Below are 15,338 nucleotides of genomic sequence, written 5' to 3'. Positions count from 1 at the left end.
CGATCAGTGCGGCACGACGATCTCCGCGCTGCTGGTCGTATCGTAGGTAAGGAAACCGAAGCGCGCGTGATGCGTGCACACGACCCTGACCGTGCGGAACTCGCCCTGCACCGAATTCGAGGCGAACTTCACATCGACCAGCGCCCCGTTGTTCTCTTCGTCGTAGTCGCTCGTGTAGCCGGGGCCGTAGGGATCGTAGGCGTTGCAGCGAACGTTGATGTAGTGGGCATCGACGCGATCGTTGCTGGCGTCGGCCAGGCGCGAGTACGCGCGGATCTTGAGCCGCTTGCCTCCGGGCACGGCGCCTTCCGTGGTGTAGCCCTCGTTCTGGATGACGCCTTGCAGTACATACCCCGGAGTACCGCCGCCGCCACCGCCGCCGCCCGGGTCGCCGCCGCAGCTCTGCGCGCTGTCTTGCGGATTCAGTTCGGGCAGGCAGATTTCCTGCGCCTGCGCCGGCCATATCGTCGCCATGCCGAGGATGAGCGCCAAAGCCGCGGTCGCGATCTGATGTTTCATTGAGAATCCCCCTGATTCGTTATGGCGGAGTCCGTTGTGGTGAAACCTCGATAATGCCCGCAGCCGCCTCTGCGCGCGTCGCGAGCGTAACGCCCCCGCCGCGGCCGCGAATATCCCCTGCGCCAGCCGCGCTGTGTTTATCTGTAGCGGCCTGACAGGGTATTCAACTCGCCCCGTTCCAATACGCTCGTTCGTTTCGCGAGAGCGGATTCTCCGGCGCGGCCGGCCGCCGGTTCGCTGGTTCGCTCGTTCGCCCTCGGCCGGTTTTCGATTGCGACGCCTCGTTCGCCGACATCCGACGCGGTTTAAACCCGCCCCAAAGACCCACCCATTCTTGCCGCCGACGAGCGGCGACTGCCGCCCCGGCGCGAACGCGCCCCGCGGGCCGGCGGCAGCGTCGCTTGACAGCCCGATAGGCATGGCCGGACCCTTGGCGGATGAATATCGATATCGAAAAGCTCGGCCTGCGCGAACTGACCGCCCTGCTGAGCGCCGCGGAGCAGCGCAAGCAACTGCTGGCCAAGCGCCGCTCGCCCGCGCTGGTGCGCCGCAAGGCCGCCGCGCTGGCCGCCCAACATGGTTATACGATCGAAGAACTCTTTGGCGACCAGCCCGTCGCCGAGATGGCCGCCAAGAAGCGCAGCCCGCGGCGCAAGCCGAGCAAGGTGGCCGCCAAATATCGCGATCCCGACAACAAGCGCAATACCTGGTCGGGCCGGGGCCGGATGCCGCGCTGGCTGGCGCAGAAAACCAAGCATGGACGCAGCGCCACCGATTTCCTGATTCCCGGCCTCGCAAAGCCGACCGCGCGCAAGACCAATTCGATAGGCCGACGCACGCTCGTCAAGCAGGGCTGAGCTGCGCCGAGCGAGGCGCGCGGGTTAAACCGCCGGCGACCGCCTGCAAAACCCGAGGGCGGTTTCAAAGATCGAGTGCATCGCGCTCAGCCCGATGCCGCTGCGCTTCGTCCATTTACTCGCAGGCGCCACCCGCAAGCGGGTCGGCGTGGCCGCGAGAAAACGCAGCTTTTCTTTCAGCAAACGCTGGCGAGCGCGCTTGCCGTCGGCCGATAGCGCCGGCGCGGATGAAAGTGAGGCGTCGCACGGGCGAAAGGCGAAGTTTTTCACAGTTCCCGCGCAAGGCAAGCGTTGGCGATATTCAGCGCCATGATTTCCCATGTAATAAGTCGGAAGTGTCTTCGATCTAGAGTCCGATCGAGCAGACGACTTCGTCGTGACGCCGAAGCGATCGAAGGCTTCAATCTAATGACAATGGAGCTGTCATGGTAAGCCTCACGCCCCGCGCGCCGGATGGCGCACAATGCAATGTCGCTCGCAGCGAGAACATGGACGACGCACTCGCGCCGGCGACAACGCAAAGCTCCATGCGGAGTTCGCTTGGAGCGGATCGCGAAGATCATCCTGCTTGCACCGCTGCGACGACGGCAGCCACGGGCGAACAGCGCCTTCTTCCGATCCAGTGGCGTTTTCTGCAGCGCGACCGCGCCGAACACGGCCGCTACGTGCAATACGCCGACGTGGCGCTGGCCGACGGCATCGGCCGCGCGCAGCTGCAGGCGGCGCTGCTGGCCCTCGTCTCGCGTCACGACGCGCTGCGCTTGAAGTTCCGCGAAAGCGCCGGCGGCTGGATGGCGCAGTACCGCGCCGAGGCCTTGTCGGCCGAGGCCTGGGACGACGCCATCGTCGAGATCGACGGCGACGCCGCACAGGCGCCGGCGACCGCGCGCGAGCACATCCACGCCCAGGTCGACGCGGCGATGGCCGAGCTCGACATCAAGCAGGGCCGGCTGCTGCGCTGGCTGTGGCTGCGCGACGCCAACGGCTCGCGGCTGCTGTGGGTCATGCATCATTTGGTGGTCGATGTGGTGTCGTGGCAGGTGTTGGCCGAAGACCTCGCCACTGCGCTCGACCAGCTCGGCCGCGGCGAAGCGGTGCGGCTGGCGCGCAAGGGCGCGACCGGGTATCAGGACTGGGCCGCGCGCCTGCACGATTACGCTTACAGCGGCGAGCTCGACGCCGAGAAGCGCTATTGGCTGGCGCAGTTGCGCGCGCCCGCTGGCGCGTTGGCCTTCGACGGCGACGACGAAGCGCCGGCGCAGTCGAGCAGCCGCCAGCACGAGCTGCGTCTGCCGCCGGCGCTGACCCGGCGCCTGCTCGACCAGGCCACGTCGCGCCACGGCCTGCGCATCCACGAGTTGCTGACCGCCGCGCTCGGCCGCGCGCTGGGCCAGTGGCAATCGGTGGATGCGATCCGCATCGATCTGGAAAGCCACGGCCGCCCGGATCTGAGCGACGTGCCGGGCTTCGACGGCGTCGACCTGAGCCAGACCGTGGGCTGGTTCACCGCGTTGTATCCGCTGCGCCTGGAGCGCTTGCGCGACGACCTGCGCGGCCAGCTGCGCGCCGCCGGCGCGGCGCTGGCGGCGGTGCCGCACGCCGGCATCGGCTTCGGGGTGTTGAACGAACTGGCCCGCGACGAGGATCTGGAACAGGCGCGCGAGGGCCGCGAATCGCAGGTGCTGTTCAACTACCTCGGCGCGTTCGATCCGGACCGCGGCGGCAGCCGCATCGGCGCGCGTCGCCGCCGCAGCCACGCGCTCGGGGTCGAAGGCGGCGTCGAACACGGCGCGCTGACCTTGCGCATCGACTACAGCGAACGCCAGTTCCAGGCCGCGAGCATCGCCGCTCTGGCCGCGCAGTTGGAGCGCGCGCTGGCCGAGATCGCCGACGACGAGGGCGGTCCGGGCGCCGGCGTGGGCACGGAGGACGACGACACGTCCGATGCGCCATGGTCGCTGTCCGACTGCACCCCCGCCGAGTTGCAGGACCTGCGCCGCCACTACCCGGCGCTGCAGGATCTGTATCCGTGCACCGGCATGCAGCAGGGCCTGTTGCTGATGAGCGACGGCGCCAACCCCGACGGCGTGTACCTGACCCAGCTGCGGCTGACGCTCGACGGCGCCGATCCGCAGCGCCTGCGCGCGGCCTGGGTCGAGTTGGTGCGGCGCCATCCGGTGCTGCGCACCGCCTTCCTCGACCGCGGCGGCGAACGCCTGCTGCAGGCGGTGATGCGCGAGGTCGCGCTACCGTGGCGCGAGATCGACCTCAGCGCGATGACGGAGAACGAACGCGAAGTCGAACTCGAACGCGCGCTCGACGACGAACGCCGGCGCGCGTTCGCGCTCGGCGAGGCGCCGCCGATGCGGGTGCTGCTGGCGCGGCTGGACGCGCGCCGCCATTGCCTGGCCTGGACCCACCACCACGCGCTGATCGACGGCTGGTCGATGGGGCTGTTGGCGCAGGAGCTGTTCCAGGTCTACGCCGGCCACAACGAAGACGCAGCGCCGCCGCCGTACCGCGACTACATCGCGTGGCTGGAATCGCGCGATCACGGCGCCGCCGCCGATTACTGGCAGCGTTACCTCGACGGCCTGCCGCTGGCCGCCAGCGCCGCGCTCAGCGCGCGCCTGGACGACGACGCCGACACCGACGCCACCGGCCCGAGCGAGCAGCGCGCGCACGTGCTGGAGCTGCCGGTCGCGCTGACCGCGCAGCTCGACCGCGCGCTCAAGCACGAAGGCGTCAGCCTGGGCACCGCGATCCTGGCCGCGTGGGGCCTGCTGCAAAGCAAATACAGCGCCGAAGAGGAGGTGCTGTTCGGCTACACCACCAGCGGCCGTCCGCCCGAGCTCGACGGGATCGAGCGCATGGTCGGCTTGTTCATCAACTCGCTGCCGCTGCGCCTGCGCATCGATCCGGCGCAGACGCTGTCGGCGTGGCTGCGCCAGGTGCAGTCGATGCAGCTCGACCACGGCGACCACGGCTTCCTGCCGCTGGCGGCGATCCAGCGCGCCTGCGGCGCGCGCGCCGGCCAGGCGCTGTTCAACGCGTTGGTGGTGGTGGAGAACTTCCCGCTCGACCGCAGCCTGCCGAGCATGGACGGCGAGCAACTGCGCGTGCTCGACGCGCGCGGGGTGGAGCGCAGCGATTTTCCGCTGAACCTGATCGTCTACCCGGGTTCGCGCCTGACCGTGAAGCTGGCCTACCAGAGCCGCCAGTTCGGCGACGCGGCCGCGCGCGCGATGCTCGACCGCCTCGGCCACCTGCTGGCCGGCTTCGCCCACGGTTTCGACCAGCGCGTGGGCCAGCTGTCGCCGCTGAGCGCGGACGAGCGCGAGCGCGCGGTGCGCGAATGGAACCGCAGCGAGGTCGATTACCCGCTGCACGCATGCGCGCACGAACTGTTCCAGCAGCAAGCCGAGGCGCTCGGCGACGGCGATGCGATCGTCTGCAGCGACGAGCGCTGGAGCTGGCGCCGGCTGTCGGCGCGGGTCGCCGAGGTCGCGGCGTGGCTGCGCCGCGGCGGCGTGCGCCCGGGCGACGGGGTCGCGCTGGCGCTGCCGAAGGAACCGGAGCTGATCGCGGCGATCCTGGCGATCATGCGCGCCGGCGCGGCCTACGTGCCGGTGGCGCTGGATTGTCCGCCCGAGCGCCTGGCGTTCATCGCCGGCGACGCGGGCATCGGCCGCTTGCTGACCGTGCGCGCGCATGCGGCGCTGGCCGACGGCAGCGGCTTGAGCGCGCTGTGCCTGGACGAGATCGATGCGGCGGCGACGAACAGCAATGCCGACGCCGAAGCGCTGCAAGACGCCGAACCGCAAAGCAGCGAGTCCACCGCCTATCTGATCTACACCTCCGGCACCACCGGCACGCCGAAGGGGGTCGCGCTGAGCCATCGCAACCTGGTCAACTTCAGCCTGTGGCTCGGCGGCGCCGGACTGTACGGCCGCGGCCAGGGCTTCACCCAGTTCGCCCCGCACACCTTCGACGCGTCCATCGGCGAGATCTTCGGCGCGCTGCTGGCCGGCGCGACCCTGCACCTGCTGTCGGACGAACTGATCCAGGAACCGCGCGCGCTGGCCGCGTATCTGGGCGAACACGCCATCGCCTTCGCCGCGTTCCCGCCGCCGTACCTGCAGCAGATCGACCCCGCGCAGGTGCCGGCGAACCTGAGCATCCTCACCGCCGGTTCGGCGCCGACCGTCGAGCTGGCGCGCGCGTGGAGCGCGCGCTGCCGCTACGTCAACGCCTACGGCCCAACCGAGACGACGGTGCTGTCCTCGGCCTGGATGCCCGCCGCCGACGACGCCGAACTGGCGGCCGGGCGGCTGTCGATCGGCCGGCCGATATCGAACACCACGATGTACGTCGTCGATGCCGCCGGCCAACTGTGCGCGCCGGGTTTGCTCGGCGAAATCTGGATCGGCGGCGCCGGCGTGGCGCAAGGCTACGTCAACCGGCCCGAGCTGACCGCGCAGCAGTTCCTGGACGATCCTTGGCGCGCGGGCGAACGCGTCTACCGCACCGGCGACCACGGCCGCTGGCTGGACGACGGCCGGATCGAATTCATCGGCCGCCGCGACCGCCAGATCAAGCTGCGCGGTTTCCGCATCGAACTGGGCGAGATCGAGAACCGCCTGCGCGAACACGCCGGCGTACGCGACGCCGCGGTGCTGGCGCACGGCGACGGCGCCGAGCGCCGCCTGCTGGCCTGGGTGGTGCGCCACGAGGACGCGCGCGCGCAGCCGCAGGCCGAGTTCCTGGCCGAACTGCGCGAAGGACTGCGTCGCGCGCTGCCCGAGTACATGCTGCCGCAGGCGACGATGGAGCTGGCGCAGCTGCCGTTGACCGGCAACGGCAAGCTCGATGCCAAGGCGCTGCCGGTGCACGAGTTGGCCGCCGGCGATGCCGACACGCGCTACATCGCACCGCGCGATGCATTCGAACGCGCGCTCGCCGAAATCTGGGCAGCGGTGCTCAAGCTGCCGCCCGCCTCGATCAGCGCCGACGCGAACTTCTTCGACCTCGGCGGACAGTCGCTGCTAGCGATGCAACTGGCGCGACGGATCTCCGCCGAGTTCGGTTGCCAGATGCGCACCGGCGATGTATTCGCAGCGCCAACGCTGGCCAGGCAGGCCAAACGCATCCGTTACGGCGACGACGGCCGCGAGCGCTTTGTATCGTTGCAACCCGATGGATCGCTGGACGACGATTTTCCCGCCGCGCCCGAGTGGTTAACGGCGCCGCCGACGGACGCGGCGGACGCAGCGATCCTGCTGACCGGAGCGACCGGGTTCATCGGCCGCTTCCTGCTTCGCCAGTTGCTCGACAGCACGTCCTCGACGGTGTTCTGCCTGGTTCGCGGCGCAGACGCGCCCGAGGCTACACTGCGCTTGCGTGCGACCATGCAGCGTTGGCGATTGTGGAAGCCCGAAGACGAGGCCCGCATCGTCGTCTGCGCGGGCGACCTGGCCAGTCCATCGCTGGGCTTGTCGGCGCGGGACCTAGCGAGGATAGGCGCCGAGGTCGGCATGGTGTTCCACAACGGAACAAGCATGAACCACCTCGAACACTACGCGAGCGCCAAACCCGCGAACGTCGACGGCGTACGCGAGTTGTTGCGTTTGGCGATGCAGGGCCGGCCGAAGACATTCCATCATGTGTCCACGCTCGGCGTCTTCAGCCACGCGACGCCTCGGCCCGAGAACGCGCGAATAGACGAACACACATCGATCGAAATCGAGCGGCATCCACACGCGGAAGGTTACGCGGCCAGCAAATGGGTCGCGGAGCGATTGGTAACGCTGGCCGGCGAACGCGGCCTGCCCTGTACCATTTTTCGTTTGGGCCTGGTCGCCGGCGACCGCGAGCAAGGGCGCTACGACGAAAGGCAGGGACTGCATCGCTTGATGCACAGCGCCTCGATAATGAAGGCCGGGTATATCGATGACGGAGCCGGCGTCGCGCTGCTGCCGGTCGACTACGTCGCCCAGGCAATCGTCGCGCTCGCACAGGCGCATCGGCACGCGGGCGGCATCTTTCATCTTGCCTCCACCCGGCCGGTGCCGATCGAACGATTGTTCCAGGCGTATGCGACCGCGTTCGGCGAACCGATCGAACTGCTTGCCCACGCACAATGGCTGCGCCGCATCGCCGAGTTCCATGCAGCAGGCGCCTGTTTGCCGATCCTGCCCTTGGTTCAGGAGGCTATCGACGCAGCGGCCCGACCGAAGAACACCGCTGCCGCGCCACTGCGGGATTCCGGCGTGCAGTTCGATTTTGCCGTCACCGAAGCCGCGCTTACGGAGCTGGATCTCGCCGCGCCGACGCTCGACGACGCCACGCTGGCGATGTACTGGCGCGGCTTGCGCAGGTGGGCTTAGCCGAACATCGAGCGGGCGGCCGCGTCGATTCGCCGAAGCCCGGAGCCGTGGCGGCGCCTACAACTTCGTGGGCAACTTAAAGCCCCGTCTCCCCGGCAAGAACCCAAGCGGCGCGTGGACGCTGCGCGCGGACTCAGGGCTGCGGCGGATAGCGGCCCCGCCTTCAACGCGATAGTCTGATCTCCCCGCAGCGCCGAGGCCGATCCCGATGCTGGAATGCACGCCGCACTCGGTCTTCTCCTGGAACTATTCGGTATCCGGCCTCCAGCTCGGCACCGCCGAGTTGACATTCGAGCCGCTCTCCGATCGAGGCGCCATCGCAATCGACGAGGTCAGGTTCGACATTCGAAAGCAGGGCTGGCTCGATGCAAGCTGGACCCTGGAACGCGACGGCAACACCGTCGCCACCGCGAAGAGGCGCGGCATGCTGGGTCGCTCGTTCGACCTGACCCACACCGGGACCGTCTTGCTGCTCAAGCCACAGACCTTGCTGGTCCGGGACTATCACCTGCTGCTCGGCGACACCGTGGTCGGCACCATCGAGCCGGAGCACCCGCTCACCCGCAAGGCTCGGGTGAAATGCGACGCCACCGTGGCCGAGACGGTCCAGCTGTTCTCGTTCTGGCTCGTTGCGATGATTTGGCGGAGCACCACCGACGCATCGCCCACATGACGGACCTGCTCGCCGGCGCCACGGGCAAACGCCCCGTCGGCGGACGCGGCGCGATATTGCGCAGGACCGTCGCCGGCGCGCCGGATCAGTCGCCGACCGAAAAATCGCCGCTGTAACGGAACAGCTCGCCGAACAATGGATGGGTCAGCGTCATGCGCATGCTGAAGCGCCCCGCATCCACCGGCCGCTCCTCGATATAGGCGCGGCCGAGCAGGAGCCCCAACGGCAAAGGCACGTCGACGCCGAACATACGCCAGATATAGCCCTTGTCGCGGAACACGAGCGCACCGTCCTCGGCGGTCACCTTCAGCCGCATCCCAACGCCGAAACGGATGAACTCGATCACGTCGTTGCCGCCGACATGCTCCATGTAAGAAAGGAAATGGAACGGCGGGCGCCCGGCGAAATGGAACACGCGATCCCAATGAATCGTCCCGTCGTCGGGCCTGACGTTGTAGTGGACCTCGATCGGCACGTCCGTCCCACGATAAGGCACCAACGCGCCGAAGACCCGCGCGGGCGGGATCAGGCACTTCGCGATCGCGCTGTGCCAGACCTCGCGCATCACTCCCTTGACGCAGATGGAGTCGTCGCTGAAAGCGCGCAGGAAATAGTGGCACCTGATGACCTCGCCGAGACGATGCCAATCCTCGCCGAGCACCTCCTGAAAAATAGGCTCGCGCGCGGCCAACTCCGGGGGAGGAGACCCGGCCGTCGGATTCCGAGCCGCTGTTTTACTGGAACGGACCAATCGCTATCCCTCGCGTGAACAATGCGGCATCGCTGGTTCGCACCGTAGCCGAAACGAACCGCCTCGTCAGCCCGCGCATCGCTTGCCCATCGCGCGCAAGCTCGCCATCGGCGGCGAAACGGTATCGGCCCGAGGCTCCAGCCGTTACACGGAACCGGCAGGCTTCATCGCCAGCCGAACTTCGCTGTACCGCATCCGCGACAGATCGCCTTGGGACTCCAGCAGCCCACGCGCCACCAACCCGGAAACGCGCGCGGCGTAGAAGCCATCGGGGATGCCAGGAACCCGGTCCGGGATGCCGCCCATCGCGCGGCCGACGACGCTGGCCACCTTGCGCCACTGACCATCGCAGGCGTTCATCAACACCGCATCGATCGCCTGAAGCTGTTCCGGCCGAAGCGCCGCGATCCGCTTGAGCGCGGCCTCGTCGGGCGCCGCATCGGCGGGCTCGTATTGCGAATCCGACATCGCTATTTCCCCGCAGCCGCCGGCACCGCCGAGGGAGCGATGCTGTATTCCATCACCACATGGACCGTTCCGGCCCTTGGCCGGAACGCTTTGACCTCTTTCGCGGCACCGCCGCGGGCGCCCGCGGGCCCGCCACGCTGGGCGGACTTCACGATGAGCCCATAACGCGCGCACAATCGGTAAAGATACTCGCTTCAGACAAAAAAACCGTCGGCCCCATACATTACGCGCTCTTCGTGCAGATGCGTCGCTGGCGGCATTCCGCCTCTTCCTGCTGCGTCCGCGCTCAGTCGTCGGCGTCAGTATGTTCCTGCTTGCCGCACTGATATTGAAAGATCTCCACATGACCGTATTGCTGTTTCCATTGAAGCATTTTGCGTCGGTCGACTGATCAAGATCACCCTTGAGCACACAGCCAATGTCGGATACTAAGCCCGACACCACGCCTTTACGCGCCACCGGCACTTCAAGACGGTGGTATCTATGCCTCGCCGCGGCGGCGCTGCTGCTTGTGTTCGGTCGCCCGGTCGGGCAGTACGCCGGCTTTTGCTTTACGAGGTGGGAATTCATCAAAGAAGATGGGCGAAATCGTGCGGTTTACAGCTTCCTGCGCGAACGAAACATACAGCGCCTGACCGGTGTCGGCGGAGCCGTCATACGCATTGAAGACAACGGCTTCCATTATTCCGACTACGCATCGTTCAAGCGCGCCAATCCAGATTGCTGCAGTTATTCCGAGCGCGGGCCCGAAAATATCGCGATGAAAACCCATGCTCAGCTCAGCGGCGGACAGCGCTACTTCCTTCGCGTGCAGTATTCGCCGGTACACCCGGATCAGACCCGAATCCTCGGCGAGGAGCCGTACGTGTATCACCTGAGCATTTCCAATTGCGCCGAGGTCGGTTGGATCCGGCCGTGATCATGGCGAAACTTGCGTGATTCGACTCCGACAACGCCAATGCGTCCATGAGAGTCGAATAGAGCGCTGCTATGCCCCCCATGCAGTAGCACTAGTGCGGGGTGCTTTGGATTTCCAACGTGTTGGACGCCTATTTAGAGCAACTCGACGGGGACCAAGGCTCAACGGATCCGCGATTGTTCTGGCATGACGAATCCTCACCGTTAACAGACGCGTGCCGCGACCCGGGCGCGTACCCATGCCTTGAATGGCTCGGCATCATCCGACCGGTTGTTACGTACCGTTTCGCGCGCTGCTCACAAGTGGAAAACGCGCGCGGGTGTGGGCTGTACGCACCGCTTCGCGTGGAGACCTGTCATGGGCACTTCGACACAGAACGAAGAGATCGAGCGACTGGAGAAAGCCTTCTGGCAATCCATCTTGGACGGGCAACCGAACATAGCCGCCGAGTTGCTGACCGAGCCGGCCCTCACGATCAGTACCCACGGGGTCATCAAGTTCGACCGCGCGGCGTATATCAAAATGGCGAGCAGCGACCGAGTGAAGCTGGTCGACTACAGCTTCTCGGACATGGAGGTTCTGTTTCCGACGGATCAGGTAGCGATCATCACTTATCGCGTAGCGCAAACAGTGGCGATCGACGGAGAGACCAACGAGATGGACGTGTACGACAGCTCTACCTGGATTAAGGCCAGTGGCCGATGGCTATGTGTCATGCATACCGAAATCCCAGCCGCCTCTGCTCATGGATCCAGTTGAGCGCGCGCTCTCGTCTCTGGAGCATTCAAGGGCGCAGTGGATCATCACTGGCGACTTGCGAGATTTCGACGCCACGTCGTCCGCCGCATCCGGCCGACGTGCGGTCAGTGCGGCTGCGGTAATCGGATAGGTTCGTCGGTCGCTACCGCCGCTCCCGCTCAACGGGTAGGTCCCCGAAGGAAGGCGGCTCCTCTAACGTCGGAAGCGGACGACTTCTATGCGCTCAAGCTGCAGAAGACCACTGCCAGCGGCAGCCGAATCAATAGCTCGCGCGTAGTCGTTGAGCGCGCCGAAGATGCACCAGCCACTCGCGCGCGCTTCTCTGCAGGAGGCCTGAAAAAGCTGCGGAAACGACTTGCGCTAACGCGCGAGGCGTTTGCGCCGCTTCTCGGTGTCAGCAGCCAGACTATCTACCTCTGGGAGAACGGACACGCGAGACCGCGTCAAGAGTCGATCGACAAGCTCGCTATCGTCCGCGGCATGACGAAACAGCAGGCGCACGATGTGCTTGCCCAGCATGCGCCGACAACGAAACAGGGTGAAAAGCGCAGTCGGAAGCCGGCGGCAAAGCAGGCGGCTTCAGCTGCGAAGAAAGCGGCCGCGAAGACGACGAAGAAGCCGGTGAAGGTAACTGTAAAGAAAGAGGCAGTCGCCAGACCGACAGCTTGGAGCCGGAGATCGCAACGCCACTGAGCGCCTCCTAGAGCAGATCGCAGCTTCACTTGCGCAGATGGCGGCGCATAGCCCTGGTAGTCAATTGCAATCCTGCACGGCAGGTTGATCGCGATAAAACTCGTTGAAAAGACCAGCCGTAACCCATTGATCCGTAAGCCACCGAAAAACCATCCACTGGTCGGCAGTCCACAGGAAGGGAGAAAACGGAGAAAAGCTGGCGAAATTTTCGCCAAATCCGGGGCTGTGGATATTTGACAAGTCCACAGGCCTGGGACGAAAAGGCCGGAAATAAGGCCTTTTCGTGAGGGGGTGTGGCGGAGAGACGCGGTTAGACCGCGAGGGAATGGTGGAGCGTGTGCAACCGGAATCCAACTCTCTTGATTACCCAGAGTTACCTACGGTTATCCAGAGATATCTTAAATCATGATGGCCCGCCGGCGCATGCCCCCCTGGACGACTAGGTCGCGGCGGCGGGCGCCCGCGCTGCGAACCGCGATCGGCCGCGCTACCGCCGCGCCGCGCACTGAGGCGCGATCATCTCGCGCGAGTTGGCCGACTGCTGCATCCAAGCCAATCCGCGGAGCGACTTGAACACACGGTTCGTTCCTCCGTGTCTACCTCTATGGGTTGGCCTGAAACGGTTTCGACACGCTACTCATCCTTCTTCGCACTTGAGAGAACATAGCCGGCTACGGTTCCCAGAAGCGCCGCCAATGCCTGCGACTCTAGACCTGACACGAGCGCCACGATCACCAGAACGGGCAGAAAAAATGAAATTGCAAGTGCGTGGAGAGAGCTTGGGCCGAATCCTTGCTGCTTTTCCTTCAGTCGCATGAAGACCCCTCTCGCCCCATACAGCATCCCACAGAGGCTGCCGACCACTGCTATAAGCTTTATCAACGCTGATGGATCCCACGGCTGCATGTTCTCCCTCCGACGCCAAATTGCTGCGCATGGCAGCGTTCAAGACCCAAGTTGCTACGATCGCAGTTTCTTCAGCGAACTGGAGTTCCGCCTGTTCACTGGCCGTACTGGTTAGCAAAAAGCAATCAACTGCCCGGATAGGCCAAAGCGGTCTTCTGCAAGGACCACGTAGATTAAAACTCACCAACGACTCTGCACTCTCCTCCGAAGTTGAGACTTGGCTTATCCAACGTTGCCATCGCTGGGTTTCGTGGGTGCGACATAGGGTGGGAGGCCTTCCCGGACGCACCGACCTAGCGCAATCCTTACGATACTAGTTTGAAGGAGGGGCTGGACCTTGGTCTAACTGTTGAAGATTCCGAAGCCGTTTATCACGATTAGCGCGAAGCCGGTTGTCTGCGGTCGATTGCTGGTCCTTCGCATTGGCTTGCATTGCTGCAACCGCACCTTGCAGAGTTCCCGCTTCGTAGTAATCCAGTACCGCGTTAAGAGCCGCCATCGCCGGAAACTGCTCAATCGGAAACTCCAAACTATCATAGATATCTGCCAACTTTGCTTTCCTACTGGCGTCCATCTGCGCGACTATTGCGCCGGCCGTTAGCTTGAACATCACTCGCTCATTGTATATATCAGCAGCCCCGGTAGTTAGCGCAATTCCTTGGAGATAGTTCTGCTTCACACCGGCGGATTCGGTCAATGCGCCAGCGATAGTCATCATCAGAGTACCCATATCCCTGAATATTGAAACTTGCTGACTTTGCTCTAAGAGTCTTGGCTTGTATTCGGTGTATCTCAGATCAATCGCAGCGAGCAGCTTGATCGTATTCCGGTCACGCGTAGCACGCTTTTCAGGAGGGCTCTCGGTTGACGCATCAACAGCGGCCAGCTCCTTGAATGCCTCTTCTACGACTTTTTGGGGGAAAACGTCCGTACTTTTGACAATGCGCTCCGGCCGGCCTCCTGTCACGCAACCGACCAGAGACGCTGATATAGCTATCGCGCAGCACGTTGCCATGTAATTTTTCACCCCGCCCCCCGCATCGCTGAAAGTCTCGCCCATCAATCGACTATTGTTGTTCGAAACGGAGAAAGCCACATCGTTAGGACAAGCAGAATCTCTAACAGCCTCTCTGAATCGACCAAGGGCTCGTAGACGCCCCTGGGCGAAAGAGTCCGCAGGTCAGATCCCTAGCTGTCCTGCGTTGAGTAACATCACTCTGCTGCTCCCCGTTAGAAGTGCTAGTGAGGGCTATAGGGAGTGATGAGTGCGATTGGAGGCTTTTGGGGGTTGCTGGAGCCGGCAAACCCCGGCTCCAAGTCTCTATGGCAGCAGTTGGAAGCCGTTGGGGCTGCTGGGAGGTGCAGTTGGTCAAGACCGCCCGGGGAACCTTTGCCATCCGCTGAAGTGATTGGCATCAATCTCGCTCGGTGCAAAGACCCTGTGTCAAACTGGCTAGGCTCTCCAGACCTCTCGGACACCACCTAATGCAATACGCCCTAGTTGATGGCAGCCGAAAAGAGGCGTTCCCCTATGGCCGCGGCACATGTCAAACATGTGGCTCGGCAACGGTTGCCAAATGCGGGCCACGTGTAATGCATCACTGGGCGCATGCCAGTAGGCGCGACTGCGATCCGTGGTGGGAGAACGAGACGCCTTGGCATCGCGCCTGGAAAAACTTGTTTCCAGAAGCGTGCCGCGAGATCAGCCATTTGGCTCCCGACGGCGAGATTCACCGCTCAGACATTAAGACTCCCACAGGGATAGTTATTGAGGTGCAGCACTCCGCGATGACCGACGCAGAGCGTCTCTCTCGCGAGGCATTCTATGGGAACCTTGTTTGGGTCGTGGATGGGAGTGGGTTCCGCAAAAACTTTTCGATAGAACATGAGTTGCCCGCCCCCAAGTCTGTGATCGCGCAAGATCTGATCTGGCTCCCCGCTGGACCGAAACAACATGGGTCTAACCGCGGCATCTTCCTGCGATTGTCGGAATGTCGGAAACACGATCCGACATTGACTAAGGCGACAGCGCGAGGTGGCCTGATGAATTTCTTGCGGGATCACGAGGCCGAAGTGCTCGCATCCTACGAAGGGCATCACCAGTACGTGTGGGTCCGCCCGCACCGCACCTGGCTAGACGCCACCTGCCCCGTTTACATCGACTTTGGAGATGATTGGCTGGTGCGCCTCGAGACATATGATGAAACGGGCTTGCGCTGCCTAATCCGGGTGAGCAAGCGCAAGTTCCTCCATGACGTGATGGTGGAAACCGACGCGGACGCGATCGGCACTCGCTTCTACCCAATTCCGTGAGTGCGGCCTGCTCTTCCCAAAGCAACACCTCTGTGAGAATTTGGAGGCACGGTCGAAGTTGTTCGGGCCCTGTCGCCGTCTGAACGGCCTAATC

Annotated in this window: 13 protein-coding genes; 7 read left to right on the top strand and 6 right to left on the bottom strand. The window is 64.4% G+C overall.

All coding sequences use genetic code 11. From position 1 onward, the window contains the following. Nucleotides 1-3 precede the first annotated feature (3 nt). Entirely contained in the window at nucleotides 4-492 is a 489-nt protein-coding gene (locus RDV84_RS13075; protein WP_309150609.1) for a hypothetical protein, read from the bottom strand. Nucleotides 493-956: 464 nt separating this feature from the next. On the opposite strand from RDV84_RS13075, the gene RDV84_RS13070 reads away from it, so the two are divergent. Then, on the top strand, nucleotides 957-1,376 hold the full coding sequence (locus RDV84_RS13070; protein WP_309150608.1) for an H-NS histone family protein: 420 nt from the start codon (nucleotides 957-959) through the stop codon (nucleotides 1,374-1,376). A gap of 24 nt (nucleotides 1,377-1,400) precedes the next feature. Here RDV84_RS13070 and RDV84_RS13065 read toward each other — a convergent pair whose 3' ends face one another. Then, nucleotides 1,401-1,646, bottom strand: a complete 246-nt coding sequence (locus tag RDV84_RS13065) for a hypothetical protein (protein ID WP_309150607.1) — start codon at nucleotides 1,644-1,646, stop codon at nucleotides 1,401-1,403. A 155-nt stretch (nucleotides 1,647-1,801) separates the two neighbouring features. Between RDV84_RS13065 and RDV84_RS13060 the strand changes: the two genes are divergently transcribed. Both RDV84_RS13060 and RDV84_RS13055 read left to right on the top strand, forming a co-directional pair. Further along, a complete protein-coding gene (locus tag RDV84_RS13060; protein ID WP_309153656.1) occupies nucleotides 1,802-7,762 on the top strand; it encodes a non-ribosomal peptide synthetase in 5,961 nt (1,986 codons plus the stop codon). Between the two features lie 208 nt (nucleotides 7,763-7,970). Then, nucleotides 7,971-8,435: a hypothetical protein gene (locus RDV84_RS13055; protein WP_309153655.1), complete on the top strand. Its 465-nt coding sequence runs from the start codon at nucleotides 7,971-7,973 to the stop codon at nucleotides 8,433-8,435. Between the two features lie 85 nt (nucleotides 8,436-8,520). Here the strand turns inward: RDV84_RS13055 and RDV84_RS13050 are convergent, their stop codons facing one another. Together RDV84_RS13050 and RDV84_RS13045 are read right to left on the bottom strand one after the other, a co-directional pair. Continuing rightward, complete coding sequence (locus RDV84_RS13050; protein WP_309153654.1) at nucleotides 8,521-9,186, bottom strand: DUF4166 domain-containing protein; 666 nt, start codon at nucleotides 9,184-9,186, stop codon at nucleotides 8,521-8,523. Between the two features lie 144 nt (nucleotides 9,187-9,330). Next, nucleotides 9,331-9,654 carry a DUF3658 domain-containing protein gene (locus RDV84_RS13045; protein WP_309153653.1) on the bottom strand — a complete coding sequence of 108 codons (324 nt, stop codon included), beginning with the start codon at nucleotides 9,652-9,654 and terminating at the stop codon, nucleotides 9,331-9,333. Between the two features lie 418 nt (nucleotides 9,655-10,072). Between RDV84_RS13045 and RDV84_RS13040 the strand changes: the two genes are divergently transcribed. The 3 genes from RDV84_RS13040 (at nucleotide 10,073) to RDV84_RS26390 (ending at nucleotide 12,025) form a co-directional block, all read left to right on the top strand. Beyond that, complete coding sequence (locus RDV84_RS13040; protein ID WP_309153652.1) at nucleotides 10,073-10,573, top strand: hypothetical protein; 501 nt, start codon at nucleotides 10,073-10,075, stop codon at nucleotides 10,571-10,573. 357 nt (nucleotides 10,574-10,930) lie between these two features. Beyond that, nucleotides 10,931-11,332, top strand: a complete 402-nt coding sequence (locus RDV84_RS13035) for a nuclear transport factor 2 family protein (RefSeq protein WP_309153651.1) — start codon at nucleotides 10,931-10,933, stop codon at nucleotides 11,330-11,332. A gap of 36 nt (nucleotides 11,333-11,368) precedes the next feature. Next, on the top strand, nucleotides 11,369-12,025 hold the full coding sequence (locus RDV84_RS26390) for a helix-turn-helix transcriptional regulator (protein ID WP_425606267.1): 657 nt from the start codon (nucleotides 11,369-11,371) through the stop codon (nucleotides 12,023-12,025). A 633-nt stretch (nucleotides 12,026-12,658) separates the two neighbouring features. Here RDV84_RS26390 and RDV84_RS13030 read toward each other — a convergent pair. Next, the gene (locus RDV84_RS13030; protein WP_309153650.1) at nucleotides 12,659-12,931 is read right to left on the bottom strand and encodes a hypothetical protein; all 273 of its coding nucleotides are present in this window, start codon (nucleotides 12,929-12,931) and stop codon (nucleotides 12,659-12,661) included. A gap of 313 nt (nucleotides 12,932-13,244) precedes the next feature. After that, entirely contained in the window at nucleotides 13,245-13,991 is a 747-nt protein-coding gene (locus tag RDV84_RS13025; RefSeq protein ID WP_309153649.1) for a hypothetical protein, read from the bottom strand. A gap of 425 nt (nucleotides 13,992-14,416) precedes the next feature. On the opposite strand from RDV84_RS13025, the gene RDV84_RS13020 reads away from it, so the two are divergent. Next, nucleotides 14,417-15,244 (top strand): competence protein CoiA, encoded by an 828-nt coding sequence (locus RDV84_RS13020; RefSeq protein ID WP_309153648.1) that lies wholly within the window; start codon nucleotides 14,417-14,419, stop codon nucleotides 15,242-15,244. Nucleotides 15,245-15,338: the final 94 nt, after the last annotated feature.

The sequence above is a fragment of the Lysobacter yananisis genome, assembly GCF_031199375.1.
Lineage (GTDB): Bacteria > Pseudomonadota > Gammaproteobacteria > Xanthomonadales > Xanthomonadaceae > Lysobacter > Lysobacter yananisis.
Note: the sequence above shows the minus strand (reverse complement) of the source record. Positions and strands in the feature narration are given on the sequence as shown.

Coding starts and splice junctions, on each gene's coding strand:
- RDV84_RS13040 (WP_309153652.1), top strand. CDS start 10,073: ATGTCGGATACTAAGCCCGACACCACGCCTTTACGCGCCACCGGCACT.
- RDV84_RS13070 (WP_309150608.1), top strand. CDS start 957: ATGAATATCGATATCGAAAAGCTCGGCCTGCGCGAACTGACCGCCCTG.
- RDV84_RS13020 (WP_309153648.1), top strand. CDS start 14,417: ATGCAATACGCCCTAGTTGATGGCAGCCGAAAAGAGGCGTTCCCCTAT.
- RDV84_RS13030 (WP_309153650.1), bottom strand. CDS start 12,931: ATGCAGCCGTGGGATCCATCAGCGTTGATAAAGCTTATAGCAGTGGTC.
- RDV84_RS13045 (WP_309153653.1), bottom strand. CDS start 9,654: ATGTCGGATTCGCAATACGAGCCCGCCGATGCGGCGCCCGACGAGGCC.
- RDV84_RS13025 (WP_309153649.1), bottom strand. CDS start 13,991: ATGGGCGAGACTTTCAGCGATGCGGGGGGCGGGGTGAAAAATTACATG.
- RDV84_RS13035 (WP_309153651.1), top strand. CDS start 10,931: ATGGGCACTTCGACACAGAACGAAGAGATCGAGCGACTGGAGAAAGCC.
- RDV84_RS13055 (WP_309153655.1), top strand. CDS start 7,971: ATGCTGGAATGCACGCCGCACTCGGTCTTCTCCTGGAACTATTCGGTA.
- RDV84_RS13060 (WP_309153656.1), top strand. CDS start 1,802: ATGGTAAGCCTCACGCCCCGCGCGCCGGATGGCGCACAATGCAATGTC.